Below are 22,301 nucleotides of genomic sequence, written 5' to 3' on the forward strand. Positions count from 1 at the left end.
GACAAGATAAATTAAAGATAGTGTATTTTTGTCATACCTGTACATTAAGGCATTATTTTTGAGTTTTCAAGCCCAGATTCCCCTGTGAATCATTAAATTTACCTTTAATAAAAATCGAAAAATGAATATTTTAACAGAAAAATTTAACACACCATATCATTCGGCTCCTTTCAGCCAAATTAAAAATGAAGATTATCTTCCTGCCTTTAAGGAATTGATTCAGAGATCAGAAGAAGAAATTGATGCTATTGTTAACAATCCTGAACCGCCAACATTTGAAAACGTTATTGAGGCATTAGCTTATTCAGGAGAACAACTGGATGTGGTTTCCAATATTTTTTTCAATTTAAATTCGGCAGAGACCAGTGATGAAATTCAGCAAATTGCCCAGGAAGTTTCTCCGATTCTGACAGAATATTCTTCAAAAATATCTCAAAACGAAGCCCTTTTCAATAAAATTAAAAAAGTATACGACGAAAAAGAAAAATACGACCTTAATGAAGAGCAGGAAATGCTTTTGAATGAGACCTACAAAGGCTTTGTAAGAAGCGGTGCGTTATTAAATGAAGAAGACAAGGAAAAATTAAAAAATATCAGCATGGATCTTTCTGTAAAATCGCTACAGTTTGGTCAAAATGTACTGGCTTCTACCAATGCGTATTTTAAGCATATTACTGACAAAGGGCAATTGGCAGGTATTCCGGAAGCCATTAGTGATCAGTTTGCTGAAGAAGCCAAAGAAAGAAACCTGGAGGGATGGGTAGTTACCCTTCAATATCCAAGTTATATTCCTTTCATGACTTATGCTGAAAACCGTGAATTAAGAAAAGAGCTGGCCTTAGCAAATGGTAAAAAATCTTTTGACGGTGGTGAATTCGACAACCAAAATCTGATCAAAGAACTTCTTCATTTAAAACAGCAGAAAGCTCAGCTTTTAGGATATACTGATTATGCTGACTATGTTCTTGAAGAAAGAATGGCCAAATCTCCGGTGAAAGTTTTTGATTTCTTACATGAGCTTTTAACGAAAGCAAAACCTTATGCTGATAAAGAAATTGAAGAATTAAAATCGTTGGCAAAAGCTGATGGTATTGATGACATGCAAAGTTATGACCATGCTTTCTATGCAGAGAAGCTGCGCAAACAAAAATACGACCTTAATGATGAAGAACTGAAGCCTTATTTTCCTTTGAACCAGGTTCAGGATGCTGTTTTCGGACTGGCTGGTAAACTTTTCGGATTAACATTTGAAGAAAGAAATGACATACCAAAATACCATGAAGATGTAAAAGTATATGAAGTAAAAGAAAACGGTGAGTACAAGTCATTGTTATATGTTGATTATTTCCCGAGAAAAGGGAAAAGAGCCGGGGCATGGATGACGAGCTACAAAAATCAATTTATACAGAATGGAGAAAATTCCCGTCCGCATATCTCTATCGTTTGTAATTTCAGCAAACCTACAAAAGATACTCCTAGTTTACTGACCTTCCAGGAAGTGACTACCCTTTTCCACGAGTTTGGACATGCGCTTCACGGGATGATGGCCAATACACAATATCCTAGTCTTTCCGGAACTTCCGTAAAGTGGGATTTTGTGGAATTACCGTCACAGTTTCTTGAGAACTTCTGTTATGAACCGGAATTCTTAAAAACGTTTGCTAAACATTATAAAACCGGAGAAGTGCTGCCGGATGAAAAAATAGAAAAAATCGAGCAGTCTAAAAACTTTATGGAAGGCTACCAGACATTAAGACAACTCGGATTCGGAATCCTGGATATGAGTTATCATACAAAAGTCGAAGAACTTGAAAAAGAAAGCATCAAAGACTTTGAAGACAAGTATACCAAAGCCACCACACTTTATCCTTTGAATGCTGAAACCGCTATGAGCCCGAGTTTCTCGCATATCTTCCAGGGTGGATATTCTGCAGGATATTATTCTTACAAATGGGCGGAAGTATTGGATGCAGATGCTTTCCAGTATTTTAAAGAAAACGGAATTTTCAATCCTGAAATTGCGGCAAAATATAAAGTTCTTCTTTCGTCAGGAGGAACAAAAGATCCGATGGAGTTGTACAAAAATTTCAGAGGAAGCGAGCCGAAAGTGGAAAGCCTGTTGAAAAGAGCGTTTGGCAGCTAACAAAAATAGAATACTAAATTTTCATCATATAACATATAAACGGTAAGAATCAATTCTGTAATTGTAAAAATGAGTAGTATAACATCAAGATTAGAAAACGTAAAAAAACTCCAGGCTAAAAGATGGGAAAATGAAGACCATTGGGATACATTAAATGATTTACTGGTTAAGGAACTGGATGAAATTTTGCTGGTTGAGCCTGAAAATACTTCAGCATTAATCAATATTGGTGCGATTTACTCTGATATGGGGGAAAATGAAAAAGCGTTATTCTATTTAAAAAAAGCGTTACATCTGGGTTCGAATGACAAAAACTTATTTGTCAATCTTGCAGTGGTACTGATTTATATGGAAAAACATCAGGAAGAGTATCTGGAATACCTTGAAGAAGTTGAGGATAAAACCGAGGATCCGCTTACGTTTAAAGCCTATTTTGATCCTCAGTCTCATTAAAATCTATTATCAATTAAAACCTTACGCCATGTTATTAGCTATTTTACTTCCCTTCCTTTCCTTTATGGTTCGTGGGAAAATTATTACGGGAATTATCTGTCTGATTTTACAAATCACTGTAATCGGATGGCTTCCTGCCGCGATCTGGGCTGTATTATCTTTAAATAATGCCAGAGCAGACAAAAGAACTGACCGTTTGATCAAAGCAATGCGTGAAAACGAAAAATAATTTATATTTTGAAATCCTTTACCCGGGTAAAGGATTTTTTTATCTCACCTAACGACTGATCCTATGAAAGAAAATAAATACGATACCCCGTCACTTTTCGATCAATATGAAAAAATGCTCCGTTCTCAATTGGGGCTGGAAGGTGCCGGAGAATGGCAGACTTTAAAAGGAATGCTCCCTGATTTTAAAGCTAAAAAAGTTCTTGATCTCGGATGTGGATTTGGCTGGCATTGCCGCTATGCCATTGAAAACGGTGCCGAATCCGTTACCGGAATTGACCTCTCTGAAAAGATGCTGGCCAAAGCTCAGGAAATCAATAATCTGAAGGGCATTCAATACGAACGAAAAGCTCTGGAAGATGTCTCTTATCCTGAAAGCACATTTGATATTGTTCTCAGCTCATTAACATTGCATTATGTGGAATCATTTGACCCCATCGCCAAAAGTATTCATGGATGGTTAAAACCCGGAGGATATTTTGTGTTTTCAGTGGAACATCCGGTCTTCACTGCAGAAGGTGGACAGGACTGGGCATATGATAAAGATGGGCAGAAAATCTATTGGCCGGTCGACCGTTATTTTATAGAAGGAAAGAGAAATACGACATTTTTAGGTGAGAATGTGACCAAATATCACAGGACCCTGACCTCCTACCTGAATAGTCTGTTACAATGTGGTTTCAGGCTTAAGGAAATCATTGAACCTCAGCCTGGCGAAAGCATGCTGAAAGAAATCCCTGAAATGAAAGAGGAGCTCCGCCGTCCTATGATGTTGTTAATAGCTGTAGAAAAGTAAACAAATATTAGTAATATTAGGATTAATCGCATTCGTCACATGGGAGTCTACCTTCCGGAAGAAGATCTCTACGTCACATGGCTCAGCAATTGCGACTGCCATTCTCTTACTGAAATCACTAGAAATATAGCAAAACTCACATCGGCATTTTTGAAAAAACAAACTTATAATAGCAGGAAGTAAAAGATTATCATATTACTAAACAAAGCATGCCGTTCCGGATGCTCAGGGACGAATTCTTTTGGGAAGAACATATTCCGGAACTTTGAAAACAGCCAGCATTACAAAAAAAGACAAAGAATATTAATCAATACAGCTATTGAAAAAGCATACTGATAATGCTCTTGTAAAGACTTCCCGCCAAGAAAATAATAATATATACTTCCAACAGCCACAATTCCTACAATAGCTGCTACCTGCTGGAAAGTATTGTAAACCCCCGAAGCACTCCCCGCCAAAGATTCAGACAGTCCAGATAATGCAATATTCGCTAAAGAAGGAATGACAGATCCGACTCCCACGCCATGCAACAACAGCAAAATATAAAAAATATACAAAGGCGTTCCGGTTTTGAATAAAAAAATCTGCAGCATAAGAACGATTACAATCAAACTCAGGCCCAGCAGCAAAACATTTTTCCCATAGGTTAAAATCAGTCGGGGAGAAACAAACGAAGCCAGAATAAAGCCGGCACCCTGGAATACAATCACCTCCCCTGCTGCTAACGGGTTTATTTGTAATCCATCCTGAAGAAACACAGATAAAATATAAAAATACGAATCCAGCATAATGAAAAAGAAGGTCACCGCTATAATGCCGAGGTTAAAATTTTTGTATTGAAACAATTTAAAATCAATCAGGTAAGAGCATTTGTTCCGGAGTTTTGTTTTCTGGCTTTGAAAAAAATACAGCATCACCACAACCGATACGAGTATGGAAAGAATATTCTTCGGAGTAAAACCTTCCTGCTCCGATGACGTCAATGCATAAGTAAAACAGAAAAGTCCTGTTGAAAGTATAAGGACACCCTGGATATCAAAAGTTTTTCTGACAGGGTCTTTAGATTCTTTCAGGAGTTTCAGGCTTAGGAAAACTGCCGGAAGACAAATAGGAATGTTCATCAAAAAAATAAGTCTCCAGGCTTCTTTCATAATGGTAAGAGACGAAAAATATCCGCCCAGAAATTGCCCGAGTATAGTCCCTATCCCAATAGTGATCCCGTACCATCCCATAGCTTTTGTTCGCTCTTCATGATGAGGAAACAGGATCTGTATCATCGACAGCACCTGCGGAGCCATCACCGCTGCACTGATTCCCTGAATGCATCTTGAAATAATAAGCGGAACAGCCCCTACAGATATTCCACACGCTACAGAGCTGAGCATAAAAAATACCAAGCCCATAATAAATATTTTCTTTCTGCCGTATACATCTCCAAGCCGTCCCCCTGTAATCAAAAAAGAAGCAAAGCCGATAAGATAAGCGGCAATCATCACCTGCATTTCACCATGAGACGCATCAAGATCTCTTTGGATGGAAGGAATGGATACGTTGATAATAAAAATATCCATTATGGTTAATAGCTGACCAAAAAGTACAACTATAATTATTAATTGATTACGTTTCATTTTTATATAGATATATCTATTTTTTTTAATTCAAAAAAACTTAGGATACTAAATCTTCCACAATTTTTTTCACCTGAACAAAAGCGTCATTGCTTTTAGTAATCGTTGAGGTGACCACAGCTCCTTCGATCAGTAGAAAAATATTTCCTGTAAGTGCCTCTGCATCTCCTCCACATTCAATTACCATAGTTCTGATCAAGTCTTTTTGTTTCTCTTTATGTTTTTTACAAACTCTGAAACAGCAGGATTTGTATCTCCTATTTCAGAAATAATCTTTATAAACTGACAGCCGGCAAATTGAGAAGATCGCTGTAGTTTTATACGATAATCGATCAAACTCAATAGTTTTTCTTTAGGATCAGAAATTTTACCCGTACCTTCTTCAAAACCGTTAAACCATTCCAGCTCTTCCTGAAGTAAATAAGCCTGAAGAAGATCATTTTTGGATGAAAAATGATTGTAAAGAGATCCTATGGCAATACCGGCCTCTGCAATAATCTGGTTGATTCCCGTAGAATTAAAACCTTGCTTATAAAACAGATCTGAAGCTACCCTGATGATCCGGTCTTTAACTTTTTCTTTTTCATTCTGAAAACTTTGTACAAAGCTATACAAAAAATAGATAGATCTATCTATTTTTTAGCCTTAGCTATAATTTTTTTTATATTAGCACACAAAATAGTTCTGTAGATGAGATTGATACAATTTATTTTTCTTTTTTTCACAATGATAGGTGTATCTTGCAATTCACTGCAGAAAGAGCCAGCCAAAACAAAAATTATGACCCGATCTAATCCTGTTGTTTACTTTGAAATTCCGGTTGCTGACCTGGAACGTGCAGAAAAGTTTTACACTGCTGTTTTTAACTTCACATTTGAGAAGGAAATCATCGATAATTACGAAATGGCTCTGTTTCCGTTTGAAGAAAAGAATTCAGGTATCACTGGAGCATTAGCGAAAGGAGAGGTCTATAAACCTACTAAAGAAGGCGTGATTATCTATTTTAAGACAGAAAACATCGATGAAACTTTAAACAGAGTTCTGACACAAGGTGGAAAAATTCTTTATCCAAAGAAAACAGATGAAAAGCATGGCTTTGCTGTTGCAGAATTTGAAGATTCAGAAGGAAACAGAATTGCTTTGCATCAAACCCTGTGATTACAATAATCTCTAATCTCTTATTCAGTATATTTAATAATAATAATTTAAATTTTACTATTTCGCATTACCATTCTATGCATACTATTTTGTAGATGTTATTTTGTATCTTTAGTTACCAATTCCACAAAAAATATTTGGTACATAGCTATGGCAGAAGAACTTTATTTCATAAAAACCAACCCGAATATTGCCAAGATTAATTTGTACAATAAAATCTGTCGTGAAGAAGATGATGCTCTTAAGTTTATACCGGAAGGTAATCTTGACACCATTAAAGATAAAATAAAAGATTCTGTTGAAGAACTTTCTAAAGAAGAACTTTCAAACATATTCACCTGGTTTTCTTCCATTTATCCGGCAGATAATGAAGAAATTAAAACTCAGCTTTTTATCAACGGAATTGATCTTTTCTATGAAATTCCCACCTCAGAGCATGTAAAAACGTTTTTACAGATCCTTTCTGATTATGAAAAATCGGCTAAAGAACATCTTGATTACATTGTTGATGCCCAGAATTTCAATCAGTTTCTGATCTATGGAATTTTTTTTACAGAGATTATCAGCAAAGACAAGAAACAAGATAATATCCTTTCCGACTACCTGAAATCGGATTATCAGACTTTATTTTTACTCGCCGAAAATCAATGTAAAGAAAAAAATTTCGAAGAAAAAAACGGGCTTATCCTTCAACGCAACTTTGTTGAACTCTATGACCAGACTAAATTTTACAAGGGCTCTATCATACAACTTGAACAGTAACGGGAATTATACTTTCAAAAATTTAATTAAACCTAACTGATCAATCTCCGGACCTTTATTTTTCTTCTTTTTTAAACCTTCTGAATGATTTTATTCTAAAAAGATAATATAATATTCCTCCGGAAAAATACGCCATCACATCGAAAAAATCTGCAGTAAAGACATTGGAAAGCCGGGGGCAAAGTACTTCAAACAAAAAAGACAGATAAATGGCTGAAGTGAGCACAAACTTTACATCAGATTTCCATGTATATCCCAAAAAGTTCATGATCATTTCTATCAGATAGCAATACATCGGAACCGTGATAAGATCCGTAAAATACTCATTGATAACCGGGAGATAAATACTGTTTTTTCTCAATCCTATGATAACAGCCCATAGAATCAGGCCAAGACAAAACCAATATGATATTTTCCCTTTCATCACATATGTAAAACAGCCATAATAATCCCGATGATGACCTGCAGAATTTTGGCTGTAATATCCTGTATTGCAGGTTCATTCTTCTTTTCGTTTTGGGCAGCTGATTCATAATCAAATTTTCTTTTACCTTCCATTGTGACAAGATTTGATAGTGCAAATATAATAAATTAGAACAATTGTTCTAATTATTGAAATATGACTTTTATCCGCTCTTATATTTTTTTTATCTTTGATGGATGAACACAAAAGAAAAGATTCTGTCAAAAGCTCTGGAATTATTTAATGAGAAGGGCTACAATACCATTACCACAAGATCTATTGCGGCAGAACTTGGGATCAGTGCAGGAAATCTTCACTATCACTTCAAACATTCTGAAGACATTCTGAAGATTCTTTTTTCTGAAATGACTCAAAAAATGGACGGGCTCATGGACGGGATGAAGAAAATGGAAAACAAAACCCTGGAAGATCTTTATCAGCTTACTCTTTCAAGCTGTGAGGTTTTTTATTCTTACCGTTTTATCTTTATCAATTTTGTAGATATATTACATAAAATCCCTGAAATAGAAACACAGTACGAAGGTATCAACTTCAGCAGAAAAGAAGAGTTTCAACAGATATTCTCCGGTTTTCAGAAAAATAATATTTTCAAAAAAGATATTCCTGATTTTCTCATGAAGAGCTTTACGGAACAGATTTTTATTATTGCAGATAACTGGCTCACCCACAACAGATTAATTTTAAAACTTGATAATGAAGCAGCAGTACAACATTATGCATTGCTTCAGATGAACCTGTTTTATCCGCTTTTGAATGAAAAACAGCAAAAAATTTACGAACAAAAATATATTGACGGAAAGAAAACGATATCAAAATGATCATAAGAAGGGGAAATGAAAATGACCTTGCTGAAATGAAACAGCTTTTTGCAGAAACGATCACCAGTATCTGCAAAGATGATTACACTGAAGAACAACTTGAAGCATGGAGATCAGGTGCTGAAAATAATGAACGTTGGCTCAAAGTCATCCACGAACAGTTTGTCTTGGTAGCCATATCAGAGCATACTATCGTTGGTTTTGCTACACTTGATCAAGGAAATTACCTGGATCTTTTCTTTGTTCATAAAAATTATCAGCATCAGGGTATTGCCTCTCAGCTTTACGAACAGATTGAAAATGCTGCCAGAAAACAGACTGAAAGATATATACGTTCGGACGTAAGTAAAACCGCGAAATCTTTTTTTGAAAAGCTGGGATTTTACGTTCTTAAAGAGCAAATCGTACCTATAAAAGGAATTGCTCTTACCAATTTTAAAATGCAGAAAAATCTTTAATGAGTATGCAGAATGTAAAACAGGAATATCGTGAACACAGAATTCCCGCAACGCAGGAATTTGAAAATGTGTTTACCCATTTTTACTTCGCCGAAAACGGTTCTGAACATCCTGTGACCAAAACCCTGCTTCCTACTTATCAGACGATTCTCTTGTTCTGTTTCGGAGAACAGGTTTCTATGTCTACCCATGAAAAAACAATAATCACAGTAGACGAATGTATGGTTTTCGGACCTGTGAGACAGTCTTTTGACTATACCCTGCCTTCAAAAACATCTATTCTGGTGGCCAATTTTAAAGACGACGCTTTCTACCGTTTTTTTGGCAAAGGGGCAATTGAATCCCATGTTGTACAACATCCTGATGATTTACTGAAAGAAAATTGTTTCGCCAACCTCTGGTATCAGCTTACTACCCTACAATCACCTGAAGAACAGGTTAACTTTATTTTGAATTTCTGCAGGCCTTACTTACGTGCTCGGGACCAGACAAGCCTGTTACTGAGTAATTTTGAACAGGACCACCTTAATCCTGTGAAAACGATTGCTGAACAAATCCAGCAGACAGAAAGGAATATTCAGCACAAGCAGAAAAAACAGTTCGGATATTCTTTGAAAGAAATCAATCGCTACCTCAGGTTTCTGAAAGCTATCCGACTGATAGAAGAGGAAAGTGCCGGACCAACCAAAATAAGCTGGTTCAATATTATAGACCAGTGTGGATACTACGACCAGAGCCAGCTCATCCACGATTTTAAGCACTTTTTACACATATCGCCGGCCAAGTATCTGAAGTTCCAACAGGATATATGCAACCCGAAATCTGAATAACCCATTTTGATTTTTACTATTTTCAAACATTCCTGATGCTGTACATTTGTTTTATCCACTTAAAAGCAGCACAGTGAGACATGTAATGATCTCTCCGGGTTTTTGCAAATCACGTTCATAATTCCTCTAAAACCATTCCCTGGATTTCCCATGAGTTAGGAAAAAACAAAAACAGTAGAAATATTAAAATTTCTACTGTCTTATGATAAAATTGTATTTGTTTTACTGTCGGAAGTATTTATCGAAATCTTTCCAAAGCCTCATTTTATTTCTTGATGAATTTAGATTTAAATACATCTTTTCCTTTGTCATCAATTGTAATTACATATCCCCCTTTTATCAAAGAAGAAATATTAATTTTTCCGTCATTGATACTTCCGGTATTCAGTAGCTGACCAGCTGCACTATAAATCTTATAGGTTGCTTTATCAGAAACTTTCGTAATATTTAATACATCACTTGCCGGGTTAGGATATAATTGGATAGTATTATTTTTAACCAAGTCTGATGTTCCTAAATTAGATGAAGCGGCCACAACACTATAGTCTTCAACCTCCCCATAGCTAACTGTTCCACAAGCATTTATCAGCGAACCACCTACATTAGACTGCCCTCCATACGTTAACTTAATTCTCATTCTCAAAGGCAGACCGGTCACAGCGGATTGAGGAACAGTAAATGAGCCGGTAACAGGGCCTGTTATCGCGCCAACTGGAAAGTTAAGAATTTTTTCAGAGTCATCAAATATACCGTTTCTATTAAAATCGATCCAGGCAGCCACTGCATCAAGATCCGGATTTCCTACGGTTACTGAAATTGGATACGTTGTACCTCTTACTACATTAATCTGAAGAGCAGGATTGTTTGTATAATTAGTATAAGCACTTCCGGTAGAGGTATTATTGATATTTGCAACTGTAACGTTAGCAATATACTCATCATTTATATTATTTGCCTGAGATGTACAATAAGTTAAAGTTAGTGTTGTAAAGTTTGCAGATGGAGAATAAGTTCCGGTTGTTCCACTACATACCGTAGCGACCTGTACTTCATACGTAGCACCGTCCTCTAAAGTATTTAATGTGGCATTAGGTGAAGTTAAACTTATTTCAGTCCAGGTAACATCGCTAGCTTTTTTGTAACGAAGTTTATATGTTGCTCCTGTAACCGGCTGCCAGGTAACATCAGCTGAATGCGTTGTAATATTTGTCACAACCAAATTGGTAGGTGCATTCCCGTCACAAGGAGCAAGCGTAGTAACCATTACTGATTTAACTGCGTAAAATATATTTCCTATTGCAGAAATTCTTAGTTTAATGGTCTGTCCGTTCAAAGAAGATGGAAAAGTATAGTTTTCAGAACCGTCATTTGGTGTGGAATCTGATAATACAGTCCATGTTGTTCCGTTATCTGTTGTATAATCTATCTTTACATTGGCTACATTATACGGAGCTGCTGCAGTATTGGCTACATCCCATTCTATTGCAGTAGGAACACTGTTATTAGCATATAAAGTATTGATTTTAAATGGTCCGTCACTTCCGACAATAACTGTTTGCTCTGCAAACTGAGTCTGCTGCTGATCGGGTGCGGGATTATTATCTCGCACTGTTACAGAGAATTTTGTGGTTCTCGGTACCATAGAAACGGACTCCCATTGGTTATTTGAATTATTTAAAACTCCGGACATTACTGATGACAACTTCGGGAAATATCTGGTTGGGCTGGCAGAAGGGGCAACAGATCTAAACGAACCTCCTGTAGAAGTTGTCCCTATATTACCACTGTTAATCCTTGTACCTGCATTATCTATCTCCTCCCAGGTATATGTTAACGGATCATTCTCCGCATCAGTAGCAGAAGCTGTTAATACAAATGCAGTTCCTAAAGGAATATTATAGGTTGGTAATGCAGCTATAACAGGTGGGTTATTTGTTATTGCAGTTTCTACATCACAATTTTTTGCAATTAAGTTGGCCTGAACCTGCTTAATACTTGCAATATGGAAATAAGGATCCGAATGAAGCTGTACATCTGTTGTGGTACCTGCAGGAGCACTTTGGTTTGTAATACCTGCATATCCCATAATTGTAGATCCGGAACCGGGCTCCATGTTAACACTATAACCTTCTAAATTATGTGAAAAAGTATGGTTTGCCCCTAACTGATGCCCCATTTCATGGGCTACATAATCGATATCAAAAGTATCTCCTGAAGGAGGGAATGTAGAAGAGGAATTTACTGTTCCTGTAGCAGGAGAAGTAATTCCAGCCCCTTTTCCTATATCATTAGGTCCCAAATTTGGATTGCCGGGTTCTAAACATACACACCCGATACATCCTGCATTTCCTCCTCCTCCGGAAGCTCCAAACAGGTGACCTATATCATAATTATCATTTCCTACGTTCGCTGTAAGCTGGCTTTGTAGTGATGTATTCCATGAACCAGGAGGAGACAGGGGATTAGTAACCGTTGCATACGGATCCGTAGCAGGATTATCAAAAATAAGAGCAGGATAGCTCAAAACATTTAAATGGAGTGCAAAATCTTTTTCAAAAACAGCATTTACTCTGGTTATTGTTGCATTAATTTGTGCAATAGCATTAGCAACTCCTCCAAAATACTGCGTATATTCTCCCGTAACTGACATTGCCAGTCTCATGGTTCTGTATTTTTTATCAGACGACCTGGAAAACGAATTTGACTGGTTAGCAAATGATTGTCCGTCTTTCAACAATTCTTTAATCTGGCTTTGTGATATTGCATTCTCTTCTGTTGAGCATAAAAATCCGTTTTCATTCTTTTTTGTTTTGGGATGTAGTCCATACACTGTTTTATCAGCATTTACCGGATCAATAAATTCATACTTCCCATCCTGAATAATCATCGATTGAAAATCATTAGGAGCAACAGAAAATCTCAAGTATTTGGTAGGATCGTCCAAACTAGCTCCGACATAAGATCCTAACTGATATTGATCAGCAAATTGTTTTGTCATAACTGGAAAACTGTACACTGCAAACCTTTCTATCTTTCCGCCCATAGTTGGGAGCAAAATTTCCACAGGTTTTGCATTCGGACCCATTTCCTGGGCATTTTTCAACTGTGATTTTATTTTATCCAAATCCAGTTTGTAATAATTTCGGATATTATTCGATCCTAATTTGTCTCCTCTTCTATAATCAGTAGGAGTCCACTGTGAAAAAACAGTGATTCCTAGTAAACTACAGAATAAGACAGTAAATAATTTTTTCATTTTTTGTAAAATTTAATAGAACAAATGTAAACAATATACCCCAGCAAAGTGAAAAAAATTTATTATGTTAAACACTGCAAACCAATACAATACAAATGTAAATTATTTAATTTTAATTAATCATTCTTTACTATTATGCGTTTATTTTATTATAAAAAAACAAAATACAAGTAAAATATTCACATTTGTTCTTATAATATCTTTTTAAGATTTTCCGGAAAGCCGGCTGTTGCATATACGATAGTTACATCCTGATGTTGAGATTTCGTTTTCTTACAATTTTTGAAACATCAGCTGCTCTAAATTTGTCTCATAATGTAAAACAACAGAGCAATGAAACACTTAATCATCTACGTACACCCGAATGAAAACAGCCTAAATCACAGTTTATTAAGCCATGTCAAAGAAATCCTCAGTTCAGGAAATAATGAGGTAAAGATCAGGGATTTGTATGCCCTTCATTTTGACCCTGTTCTTTCTCTGCAGGATATGCAGGGCTGGCATGCAAGAGAAGTTTCGGAGGATGTACAACGGGAACAGGAACATATTTTATGGGCAGATCAGATTACATTTATTTACCCTATCTGGTGGACGGGTTTACCGGCTGTGATGAAGGGCTATTTTGACCGTGTCTTCAGTTATGGTTTTGCCTATCGGTACGACCAGGGAATACAAAAAGGACTTTTAAAAGGGAAAAAAGCGGTTATTATCAATACTCACGGGAAATCCCATGAGGAATATCAGCAATCAGGTATGGATAATGCTTTGGCACTGACTTCAGATCTTGGAATTTTTAAATATTCGGGGCTGGAAATCATCCGTCACTTCTTTTTCGACAAAGCAGATAAAGCATCATCTGAAAATATCAAACATTGGAAAATGCAGATTTCAAATGCTTATTATCCCTCTTTACTGAACGCTGAATAAATTGATTACCATAAGGCACTTTAAAAATATCATCCTTATAGTGCCTTCACCCAAACATCAGATACCTGGGTTGATATCATGTTTTTTATTTTATTATGGCATGGTATTAGCTTCAAAGGATGTAAGTAAAATTGTTTTGAACCATTATTTTAAACCATTAAGATTCGAAAATGGTTAAGTTTTAAACTAATCTTGTTATAACCTTTCACTTATATCTTAATGGTTTAAATATTGGAATTTTCAAAAAAACTTTATATTTGTCATATAGTTCATGAAACATTTAAACAGCATATTGCGTCTTCCGTTTTTCAGTGAGTATTACATCCCGTTCTATCGTTCGGGAAGACTTTCTATAGCTGTAATTCAATAAAAATAACCTAAAATTATATACAGAGCCCGGACAGAATTTGTCCGGGCTTTTTCATTTTAAAACCATTCAATATGATCAACACATTACAGGAAAACGTGGCCATTATCCTGCCTGAAAAAGGCTTGGAAGAAAAATTACTGCAGGCCCAGTCAGAAAACAGAAAATTATCTATCAAACTTGGCTTTGACCCGACTGCCCCTGATTTGCACCTCGGGCACGCAGTCGTACTCAAAAAGCTAAAACAGTTCCAAGACCTGGGACATCAGATCATTATCGTCGTAGGAAGCTTTACCGCCAGAATTGGTGATCCTACAGGAAAAAATAAAGCCAGAAAACCCTTAAGCCCCGAAGATGTACAGCATAATGCCCAAACTTATATCAACCAGCTTTCCAAGGTTATAGACGTAGAAAAAACAAAAATTGCATTTAACTCTGAATGGCTGGATGCTCTTGATTTTTCGGAAGTTATCCAGCTTTTATCGAAAGTAACGGTGGCACAGCTGATGCACCGTAATGATTTTAATAAAAGATTTACCGAAAACACTCCTATCGGAATGCACGAACTTGTTTATCCTATCCTGCAGGGCTTTGACTCTGTAAAAATTGAATGTGATATTGAGATGGGAGGCACCGATCAGTTATTTAACTGTACCATGGGAAGACAACTGCAGGAAGTTCACCGCATGCCCGCTCAGATCGTTATGTGCATGCCCCTGTTGCGAGGTCTTGACGGAAAGGAAAAAATGAGTAAATCACTTAATAATATCATCGGACTGACTGATGAACCCAATGAAATGTTTGGAAAAACAATGTCTATTCCCGATGCATTAATTGATGAATTCATTGATCTTACCACCGACTTTCCCTTGGAAGAAAAAGCAGCATTGAAGTCAAAAATAGAAAATGGGGAAAACCCGATGGCTATCAAAAAACTCATTGCTAAAAATATTGTCCGACAATACCACGATGAAACTTCAGCAGAAGATGCAGAGGCATTTTTCATGAATCAGTTTCAGAATAAAAATTTTGAAAATAAGGCTTATGAAGCTATTTCAATCCACAATTTATCCCATGTCGGAAATAAAATGATTGCTGTCGACCTTTGTCATCAATTAAAAAGTGACCTCAGCAAATCTGCCGTTAGACGACTCATCGAAAGTGGAGGAATTCAGATCAATACTATAAAAATAACAGATCCGAATGAAGAAATAGAGCTTTTTCCCCACATGAAAATAAAAATCGGGAAAAGAGCGTTTTATGAACTTGTATAAAAAGGATGAAAGCAGGAAGTTGGAAGCGAGAAGTGTGGTTGACTTATTTCCGGCTTATTTGCATGTGTCAACATTGATAAGGTAATTCTTCCAACTTCTTACTCCTGGCCGCTGGGTTGTCATTTTTTTATGCCTGAACCATCATAATTCAATATCTTCGTTCCATTAAACTGATACCAGTGAGCTATATCATAGCTGATATTAAACCGGATGGACTGATTCCCGGAGATTTTTGTATGGTATAAAATTAGATTTTGAAAAAATATGGATATTGAACTTACTTACAAAAAAGCAACAGAAAACGATATTGATTATCTTTTTGATCTGAGAACAAAAACGATGGTTCCGCATTATGAAGAATCTAATCTTCCGACTGACCGTGAAACTACCCTTCAGAGAATTCTTTATGAGTTTGATAAAGCATACATTATCTTCATGGATCATCATCGTGTCGGATTATTAAAAGTCAATGAAACTGCTGAAAAGACAGAAGTTCTGCAGCTTCAGATAGGGCCGGAATTTCAGGGCCGTGGATTGGGTGGAAAAATATTAAAAAATATCCTTGATGATGCTGCCCAAAAAGGCAAGATCGTATGGCTGAGTGTTTTAAAAACAAACAAAGCACAACATCTTTATACCAGCCTTGGCTTTAAGGTCGTAGGTGAAGATGAGCACTCTTTTTTATGGAAGCTAAAAAGCGTTGATCTTAAGGTGAAAACGGAAAGGTGAAAATGAAGAAACGACGGCCAACTTAATAATCTTCATTTCGCGCTGCTATCCATTCATTCCGTTTACCATCGTCACATACATCAGCCTTCCTCCTTCTTCAGCGGAAAGTAATATTTTTTTACCATCGGTGAGCTCTACCATGGAACCCGGAAGGATCTCCTTCTGTTCCGTGATATCTTTCATTCCCTGTAAGCTTTGATTAACGAGTACCCATTTTCCCTGATGGAATGTGAAATATCCCACCGGCATTTTATCCTGCATGGTCAGGTTCTCATTGCGGATTATTTTCCTGGAAACATGCCACTTGAATACATATTGATTGTGATACACCATCAGCCTGTGATTTTCCGGTTTCCATACCTCATCATCAAATTTAAAATAGAGATCCAGCACCGGAAGTGTTCCCTGATGAAGAGTACCACAGAAAGGGCACTTAGGATGAGCCGTATTATCGAAGACATACCATTTTTCCGTACAAGCGGGATTCCTGCAAGGCTGTATGAGATCTACGGTTTTCAGCAAGGCGGTCTCCCATTCATTAGCCGTGGGGCGTCGGATCGGATCATGTAAACCGTCTACAAATGCTTTCCTGAATAAATCGGAAATATAAGGACCTGTAACCGAATGGGGAATCTTTTCAGGATCTCCCCAGAAAGCATCCCATTTCCTCAAATGATCAGCTTTTACCTGATTGGTGGTATTTTCCGGATCTTCTACAAACTGGGCTTTTTCGCCCATAGAGAGAAGTTCGTCTTTTTCCGGATCAAGATCCCATATTTTACCGCCACGCAGAGGATGTCGTCTCAGCAGATACATGTAAATCAGCACTGCAAGGGCGTGCAGGTCTGTTTTTTGGTTGGGATGAAACCGTTGAGGGTCCTGTAATCCCAGGTGTTTTGTTTTTAAAACTTCAGGAGCGATAAAATCAGCTGTCCCGATGACTTCGGGAGGAAATAATTTTGGAACAACGAGGCCGTCAATATCAATGATACATGCAGATTTGGTAACCGGATCCACCAAAATATTATTGTATGACAAATCGGAATGGGCCAATCCCATCTGATGGAGTTTTTTAACGCCGCGACTGAAGTTGATGGAAATCTGAAAATAGCTGAGCCAGTCCCCCAGCTCAGAAGGATCAAGCCTCAACGGATATTGCTGATTTCTGAACATTGGAGCCGTAAACCACTTTCCTACTTTATCTTCTCCCCGGATATTATCTGAACCGATGTATCCTTTGGCAAAGAAAAATTTCTGAGGATAAATAGGAACGACAATTCCCGTGAGCTTATTTTTTTCCACAATATCATAGGGCCATCTGAAAATTTCATTGAGAAAATAGCCGGAAGCATTGCCGTTTTGTATGCTTTGCAGGTAAGTGGAAACAATTCTTCTGATCCGCTCCTTCTGGCCTTCCTCCAGAGGATTCCGGTAAAAAGCGACTACATAATCTCTTTCCGGAGAAAAATAGACATCCTTCACACCTCCCTGAATGGGCTTTTCATCTACATACTCATAGGATTGGGTTGCATCCAGGATAGAGACAACTCGTATGGTCTTTTTCATGTTATTAATAAATTATTCCCAGGGTACGGTCATCATGATTTCCTCTGCTCCAGAAATCCCCCCAATGGAGAAGTTGCTGATCAATTTCTTTATCGTTGGTAAAGTCGACTTTCCGGCGGTCATCATTATTTCCGTTCAGATCATTGAAGAATGCCTTCCAGCTTTCCGGATCTTCGAGTTTATTTTCTGTGGCAAATTTAGGATCGTAAATACCGTCTGTCATCAGTACAAGATAGGCAAAATCATCAACACGGGTCATTTCGAAACGGGAAACAATCTGATCATTAAAAATTTCTTTCATGGTAATAAAGCGGGTTCCACCACTGAATTCCCCTACATCCATGGGGTTCAGAAGTTTTACATCGGAAAAATCAGAATCAATAAGATTAACCGGGCAGTCTCCTACTCCAAAGCTCATAATCACATATCCAAAACTGAATTTTTTAACCAAAGCAAAAATAAGGGTAGTATTCAGATCACTTAAAGAAAAATCATGCTCTGAGCTCCATGTTTCTAAGGTATTGTGGGTATTTAAAACACCTTCATACAAAATCCTGACAATATTCTGATGAGCTTCATACTGTACTTGCGGAGAATAATCTGTGGAATAATGAAGCCGGATATTTTCCTCAATCTTATGCAAAATTGTCGTTGAGTCAAAAAACCGGTTTATTGATTCCGTAGCTATTTCTGAGCCTTTTCTTGCCAGTTTTGCGGATCCGGCACCGTCTGCAACAGAAATAATATTCCAGTCCGCAGGAAGGTTCCTGACAGCAAAATCATCTTCCCGGAAATTGCCCTCATGGGCATGGGAACGGCCTCTTTTTGAAACCACTACAATTCTCTTATCTGAAAACTTCCCTTTGTAAGAATCTTCATCCGGCTTGTAGAATTCATCATGGATATCAGAAGGAATATTTTTCCACAAATCTTTAGGATTGGCATTAATGAGCAACTGTACTTTTTTTATTTCAACAGTATGAGGGTCTGCAGTATGAAAAAATTGAATGTCAAGATGATGGACATTGGCAGCAGCCGGAACCCCGGACAGTCTATCATTTTCAAAAAGAAGTCCCGTTTCTTTGAGGTTATCTATATTTTTAATCCTGATATCCGGAAAGTCCTCCATGTCGAAAATGAACTCATAAAATTGATCTGAATTCGCATTTTTCAAGACCCAATATACTTCTTTAAACTCTTCTTTCTTCCTATCAATAACAGATTTCTCCATAGGCTTTGATTGAATTTTAGAAATCAGCTGCTGAAACTTTCCCATGGTTATCCCAATGTTCTGTTAATGTCAAATCCCTCACTGGAAAAGCCATAATAGTCTGAAGTACCACACCATGGACACTTATTGTATCCTTCGCCCTTTAAACAATGGATGCCTCCACACGAACAGGTAGCCAATGCCACAGGATTGGCACAATGCGGGCACGAAGTTCCTCCCTGCAGTTCTTCTATGGAAATTTTTAAATGCGTCCTTTGGGAAGAAGAAAGCCTGTAATATGATTTTTCATCAATTTTATAAGCCCCGTCTAACCGGTAATACCTTGTAGACATGCCCGGAATTCCGGATGCTGCAAAAGTTTTTTTAAACTTCATCAGGTAGAGCTTTTCCGTTTCTGAACATTTACCGTTCAATACCACAAAGTTATTGTCCGGAAACCTCTGTTCTATATCAGGATCTACTTTTTCAAGAATCACAGTATCTATTTTTGACAAATTGATTCCTTCTTTCTTTGCTTCAGTAACACTCTGGCTTGTCGTCTTAATAGAATCTGTTACCCATTTGAAAAATTCTTTGTATGAATTTTCATCAGAGTTATTAAACAATAAAACATGTTCAGCCAGGGAACCCAGCAGTTTATAATTGGTATTTTCGCCAATAGATACCGCAATGGTACTTGACTTACCATTGTATTTATTATTCCACCTTTCAATAGCTTTGGTGGCATCGTCGGTCGGAACTCCGTCTGTAAACAGAAAAACTATAGGTTTCCAATCGCCCTTTCTTTCATACGTTGTTTTTACAATGTCCCTGTCTATGCAATCCATAATCTTAATCAGCCCCTGAGACAATGAAGTCCCGCTTCCGATTGGAATTTTCGGAGGATAAAAACTGATAATATCCTGTAACGGAGTAATTACTTCAGCTTCTCCGGCAAAACCGACAATGGAAATATAAACCGTCTCCAAGGAATAGGGATCTTTTTCAAATCCCTGATAATATCGGCAATACCTTCCTGTACCTGCTCAATAGGTTCTCCTACCATAGATTCGGAGATATCCACTAAAAAATAAATAGGCAGTCTTCTCATACCTGTAAAGAGATATTTTTAAATGATAATATTAAGTTCAGATGGCGGCGGCGGTAATGTTATGCTTTCTCCCGTACTTTGTGACTGGCCTCCCTGAGTAATGGAAGAGCTCACCCATCTGAAAAAAGAAGAAAGGGTAATGGCATCCGTAGTATCCAGTTTTACGACATGATCTGTCAATTCTTTTAAAAACTGTTCGTCTGCTTTCGGCCCTGCTGCACAACCGACAATCGCTCCGAACTCAAGATCTCTGAGTACGGGAATCATCTGTCTGTACTTCTGAATATCCGAAGGTTTTCCATCCGTAAATATAAAAAGTAACGGCTGCCAGTCGCCCTTCTCTTCAGAAGAACCTTTTACATGCTCTTTCTTAACGAGTTCTGCCACCATCTCCAAAGCAGCTCCTGTATGCGTGGGCCCGCTATCCGGACATGTAATCTCCATCGGATAGAAACTGGCAAGATCAATCAGAGGAACAATATTTTTAACATCCCTGTCAAAAGTAGTGACACTCAGATGAAGGCTGTCCATCGCCTGCGGATCTGCACGAAGCATGCTGACAAGTCCGTTGAACCCGTTGTTTAGTGCCTGGATCGGCTCCCCGTTCATAGAACCTGAAGTATCCAATAAAAAATATGCTAATAATCTTCTGGTCATGGTAAGACAAGTATTAGTTCTGAAGCCGGCGGGGAAAGTCGAAGACTTTCAAGCCGGCTTTGATATGTTAAATAGAAATCTAAGACTTAGTTTGAATAGGCGTATTGCTGTCTTAAAATATCAATAAAGTTATCCGTATGGTGCGGTTCACCTACAGCGCGGAACTTCCAGTCTCCATTGTGGCGGTAGGCTTCCGCAAAGACCATGGCACACATTCCGTTCATACTTGAATCCCCGGAAAGGCTGTATCTGGTAATTTCTTTTCCTTTAGCATCCACGGCACGGATAAAAGCATTTTCAATCAGTCCGAAATGCTGGTTATTGGTTCTTCCCTGGTAAATGGTAACAAGGAAAACAATTTTCTGATAACTCTGGTCCAACTGATCCAGTTTAACGATGATCTGCTCGTCATCACCATCTCCGGCTCCGGTTCTGTTATCTCCTGTTAGCCATACATTTCCACTCGGGTGTTGCATAGAATTGAAGAAAACCACATCTCCCTGATAAAGTCCCATCTGTCTTCCGTCATTCGTCTGAACGGTTCTTCCCAGATTAGCGACCTTGCCGTTTCCATCCAAAAGAAATGCGACTGCATCAAGATCGTATTCAGCTTCTTTATTAAATAATTTCCCAAAGAAACCACCTCCCTGCTTTCTGACATCCCATCCTAAACCGATCGTTACTTTTGAAAGGTCATAAACACTTTCTCCGCGGTCATTTTTTCTTAAATCAATCGTCTGACCTTTCTGTAAATTAATTGCCATAGTTATCGTTTTGTGTATTTGCTTATATTATTTGATAATTTGTCCTTTATAATACTTTTCCAGGAAAAAGCCTAAATCTGCTCTGTATCCGATTCCTGACGCTTCAAATTTCCAGCTGCCGTTTCTCTTATACAATCTTCCGAATTCAACACCGGTTTCAATGGAAAAATCCTCATCAAGTTCATATTTTGCAATTTCCTGGTTGGAATGGTTATCCACAACCCTGATGTATGAATTTCTGACCTGACCGAAGTTTTGCTTTCTTCTTTCAAAGTCTTCTATGGTTACCACAAAAGGATTTCCTCAACCCTTGAATCTACTTTATCAAGATCAATAATGATTGCTTCATCATCATCTCCGTCACTGTTTTTCCCACTCGGATCATCTCCTGTATGAGAGAGGGCTCCATCCGGGGAATTCAGGTTATTATAAAAAACAAAATATTCTTCGCTTACCAATTTTCTGTCCGAATCAATCATGATCGCTGAAGCATCAAGATCGAAGTCATAGCCCGTTCCTTCATTAGGATCCCAACCGAGTCCGATCGTCATTTTAGTCAATCCTATCTCGATTTTCTGTCCTTTCTGTAGATTAATTGCCATAGTATTTTAAATTATGAATTATTTTTTGCATTAAGATAAATGTGATTTATGAATTAACCAAATATATTGATGAAAATAAT

18 protein-coding genes and 4 pseudogenes are annotated in these 22,301 nt (G+C 37.5%); 12 read left to right on the forward strand and 10 right to left on the reverse strand.

The features are described from left to right. The first annotated feature begins 121 nt into the window (after nt 1–121). The 4 genes from H3Z85_03050 to H3Z85_03065 all read left to right on the forward strand — a co-directional run bounded on the left by H3Z85_03050 (nt 122) and on the right by H3Z85_03065 (nt 3,620). Complete coding sequence (locus H3Z85_03050; protein ID QPQ52476.1) at nt 122–2,143, forward strand: M3 family metallopeptidase; 2,022 nt, start codon at nt 122–124, stop codon at nt 2,141–2,143. Nucleotides 2,144–2,212: 69 nt separating this feature from the next. After that, nucleotides 2,213–2,596, forward strand: coding sequence for a tetratricopeptide repeat protein (locus tag H3Z85_03055; GenBank protein QPQ52477.1), 384 nt, complete (start codon nt 2,213–2,215; stop codon nt 2,594–2,596). Nucleotides 2,597–2,624: 28 nt separating this feature from the next. Then, nucleotides 2,625–2,825: a YqaE/Pmp3 family membrane protein gene (locus tag H3Z85_03060; GenBank protein ID QPQ52478.1), complete on the forward strand. Its 201-nt coding sequence runs from the start codon at nt 2,625–2,627 to the stop codon at nt 2,823–2,825. 63 nt (nt 2,826–2,888) lie between these two features. Further along, complete coding sequence (locus tag H3Z85_03065; GenBank protein ID QPQ52479.1) at nt 2,889–3,620, forward strand: class I SAM-dependent methyltransferase; 732 nt, start codon at nt 2,889–2,891, stop codon at nt 3,618–3,620. 225 nt (nt 3,621–3,845) lie between these two features. On the opposite strand, the pseudogene H3Z85_03070 reads toward H3Z85_03065, so the two are convergent. Next, a pseudogene (locus tag H3Z85_03070) lies at nt 3,846–5,248 on the reverse strand (MFS transporter). Between the two features lie 40 nt (nt 5,249–5,288). Next, nucleotides 5,289–5,863, reverse strand: a pseudogene (locus H3Z85_03075) (TetR/AcrR family transcriptional regulator). Nucleotides 5,864–6,028: 165 nt separating this feature from the next. Here H3Z85_03075 and H3Z85_03080 point away from each other — a divergent pair. Then, nucleotides 6,029–6,406 (forward strand): VOC family protein, encoded by a 378-nt coding sequence (locus tag H3Z85_03080; GenBank protein QPQ52480.1) that lies wholly within the window; start codon nt 6,029–6,031, stop codon nt 6,404–6,406. Between the two features lie 150 nt (nt 6,407–6,556). Further along, on the forward strand, nt 6,557–7,168 hold the full coding sequence (locus H3Z85_03085; protein QPQ52481.1) for a hypothetical protein: 612 nt from the start codon (nt 6,557–6,559) through the stop codon (nt 7,166–7,168). Between the two features lie 55 nt (nt 7,169–7,223). Here the strand turns inward: H3Z85_03085 and H3Z85_03090 are convergent, their stop codons facing one another. Continuing rightward, nucleotides 7,224–7,592, reverse strand: coding sequence for a hypothetical protein (locus H3Z85_03090; protein QPQ52482.1), 369 nt, complete (start codon nt 7,590–7,592; stop codon nt 7,224–7,226). Between the two features lie 236 nt (nt 7,593–7,828). Between H3Z85_03090 and H3Z85_03095 the strand changes: the two genes are divergently transcribed. Genes H3Z85_03095 through H3Z85_03105 form a run of 3 tightly spaced genes read left to right on the forward strand, consistent with a single transcriptional unit; the run spans nt 7,829 to nt 9,758 of the window. Continuing rightward, entirely contained in the window at nt 7,829–8,470 is a 642-nt protein-coding gene (locus H3Z85_03095; GenBank protein QPQ52483.1) for a TetR family transcriptional regulator, read from the forward strand. Beyond that, on the forward strand, nt 8,467–8,928 hold the full coding sequence (locus tag H3Z85_03100) for a GNAT family N-acetyltransferase (protein QPQ52484.1): 462 nt from the start codon (nt 8,467–8,469) through the stop codon (nt 8,926–8,928). The genes H3Z85_03095 and H3Z85_03100 overlap by 4 nt, the downstream gene beginning before the upstream one ends. Before the next feature lie 5 nt (nt 8,929–8,933). After that, the gene (locus H3Z85_03105; GenBank protein QPQ52485.1) at nt 8,934–9,758 is read left to right on the forward strand and encodes a helix-turn-helix transcriptional regulator; all 825 of its coding nucleotides are present in this window, start codon (nt 8,934–8,936) and stop codon (nt 9,756–9,758) included. A gap of 265 nt (nt 9,759–10,023) precedes the next feature. On the opposite strand, the gene H3Z85_03110 is transcribed toward H3Z85_03105, so the two are convergent. Beyond that, nucleotides 10,024–13,014, reverse strand: a complete 2,991-nt coding sequence (locus tag H3Z85_03110) for a fibronectin type III domain-containing protein (GenBank protein QPQ52486.1) — start codon at nt 13,012–13,014, stop codon at nt 10,024–10,026. A gap of 333 nt (nt 13,015–13,347) precedes the next feature. Here H3Z85_03110 and H3Z85_03115 point away from each other — a divergent pair, with 333 nt between their 5' ends. From H3Z85_03115 to H3Z85_03125, 3 genes are all read left to right on the forward strand, one after another. Beyond that, the gene (locus tag H3Z85_03115) at nt 13,348–13,941 is read left to right on the forward strand and encodes an NAD(P)H-dependent oxidoreductase (GenBank protein QPQ52487.1); all 594 of its coding nucleotides are present in this window, start codon (nt 13,348–13,350) and stop codon (nt 13,939–13,941) included. A gap of 441 nt (nt 13,942–14,382) precedes the next feature. Then, entirely contained in the window at nt 14,383–15,582 is a 1,200-nt protein-coding gene (locus H3Z85_03120; GenBank protein ID QPQ52488.1) for a tyrosine--tRNA ligase, read from the forward strand. A 264-nt stretch (nt 15,583–15,846) separates the two neighbouring features. Next, nucleotides 15,847–16,311 carry a GNAT family N-acetyltransferase gene (locus H3Z85_03125; protein QPQ52489.1) on the forward strand — a complete coding sequence of 155 codons (465 nt, stop codon included), beginning with the start codon at nt 15,847–15,849 and terminating at the stop codon, nt 16,309–16,311. Between the two features lie 45 nt (nt 16,312–16,356). On the opposite strand, the gene H3Z85_03130 is transcribed toward H3Z85_03125, so the two are convergent. The 6 genes and pseudogenes from H3Z85_03130 to H3Z85_03155 form a co-directional block, all read right to left on the reverse strand. Further along, on the reverse strand, nt 16,357–17,877 hold the full coding sequence (locus H3Z85_03130) for a kinase (protein QPQ52490.1): 1,521 nt from the start codon (nt 17,875–17,877) through the stop codon (nt 16,357–16,359). A gap of 4 nt (nt 17,878–17,881) precedes the next feature. Continuing rightward, on the reverse strand, nt 17,882–19,108 hold the full coding sequence (locus H3Z85_03135; GenBank protein QPQ52491.1) for a protein phosphatase 2C domain-containing protein: 1,227 nt from the start codon (nt 19,106–19,108) through the stop codon (nt 17,882–17,884). A gap of 47 nt (nt 19,109–19,155) precedes the next feature. After that, nucleotides 19,156–20,198: pseudogene (locus H3Z85_03140) on the reverse strand (VWA domain-containing protein). A gap of 18 nt (nt 20,199–20,216) precedes the next feature. Continuing rightward, nucleotides 20,217–20,855: a VWA domain-containing protein gene (locus H3Z85_03145; protein ID QPQ52492.1), complete on the reverse strand. Its 639-nt coding sequence runs from the start codon at nt 20,853–20,855 to the stop codon at nt 20,217–20,219. An 86-nt stretch (nt 20,856–20,941) separates the two neighbouring features. Continuing rightward, entirely contained in the window at nt 20,942–21,619 is a 678-nt protein-coding gene (locus H3Z85_03150) for a TerD family protein (GenBank protein QPQ52493.1), read from the reverse strand. Between the two features lie 27 nt (nt 21,620–21,646). Then, a pseudogene (locus H3Z85_03155) lies at nt 21,647–22,221 on the reverse strand (TerD family protein). Nucleotides 22,222–22,301: the final 80 nt, after the last annotated feature.

The organism is Chryseobacterium indologenes (assembly GCA_016025055.1).
GTDB lineage: Bacteria > Bacteroidota > Bacteroidia > Flavobacteriales > Weeksellaceae > Chryseobacterium > Chryseobacterium indologenes.

Excerpts from the sequence above, each read along its gene's own strand:
- H3Z85_03085 (QPQ52481.1), top strand. The coding sequence starts at position 6,557 with ATGGCAGAAGAACTTTATTTCATAAAAACCAACCCGAATATTGCCAAG.
- H3Z85_03060 (QPQ52478.1), top strand. The coding sequence starts at position 2,625 with ATGTTATTAGCTATTTTACTTCCCTTCCTTTCCTTTATGGTTCGTGGG.
- H3Z85_03095 (QPQ52483.1), top strand. The coding sequence starts at position 7,829 with ATGAACACAAAAGAAAAGATTCTGTCAAAAGCTCTGGAATTATTTAAT.
- H3Z85_03110 (QPQ52486.1), bottom strand. The coding sequence starts at position 13,014 with ATGAAAAAATTATTTACTGTCTTATTCTGTAGTTTACTAGGAATCACT.
- H3Z85_03100 (QPQ52484.1), top strand. The coding sequence starts at position 8,467 with ATGATCATAAGAAGGGGAAATGAAAATGACCTTGCTGAAATGAAACAG.
- H3Z85_03065 (QPQ52479.1), top strand. The coding sequence starts at position 2,889 with ATGAAAGAAAATAAATACGATACCCCGTCACTTTTCGATCAATATGAA.
- H3Z85_03135 (QPQ52491.1), bottom strand. The coding sequence starts at position 19,108 with ATGGAGAAATCTGTTATTGATAGGAAGAAAGAAGAGTTTAAAGAAGTA.
- H3Z85_03105 (QPQ52485.1), top strand. The coding sequence starts at position 8,934 with ATGCAGAATGTAAAACAGGAATATCGTGAACACAGAATTCCCGCAACG.
- H3Z85_03050 (QPQ52476.1), top strand. The coding sequence starts at position 122 with ATGAATATTTTAACAGAAAAATTTAACACACCATATCATTCGGCTCCT.
- H3Z85_03115 (QPQ52487.1), top strand. The coding sequence starts at position 13,348 with ATGAAACACTTAATCATCTACGTACACCCGAATGAAAACAGCCTAAAT.
- H3Z85_03080 (QPQ52480.1), top strand. The coding sequence starts at position 6,029 with ATGACCCGATCTAATCCTGTTGTTTACTTTGAAATTCCGGTTGCTGAC.
- H3Z85_03120 (QPQ52488.1), top strand. The coding sequence starts at position 14,383 with ATGATCAACACATTACAGGAAAACGTGGCCATTATCCTGCCTGAAAAA.
- H3Z85_03090 (QPQ52482.1), bottom strand. The coding sequence starts at position 7,592 with ATGAAAGGGAAAATATCATATTGGTTTTGTCTTGGCCTGATTCTATGG.
- H3Z85_03055 (QPQ52477.1), top strand. The coding sequence starts at position 2,213 with ATGAGTAGTATAACATCAAGATTAGAAAACGTAAAAAAACTCCAGGCT.
- H3Z85_03145 (QPQ52492.1), bottom strand. The coding sequence starts at position 20,855 with ATGACCAGAAGATTATTAGCATATTTTTTATTGGATACTTCAGGTTCT.
- H3Z85_03125 (QPQ52489.1), top strand. The coding sequence starts at position 15,847 with ATGGATATTGAACTTACTTACAAAAAAGCAACAGAAAACGATATTGAT.
- H3Z85_03150 (QPQ52493.1), bottom strand. The coding sequence starts at position 21,619 with ATGGCAATTAATTTACAGAAAGGTCAGACGATTGATTTAAGAAAAAAT.
- H3Z85_03130 (QPQ52490.1), bottom strand. The coding sequence starts at position 17,877 with ATGAAAAAGACCATACGAGTTGTCTCTATCCTGGATGCAACCCAATCC.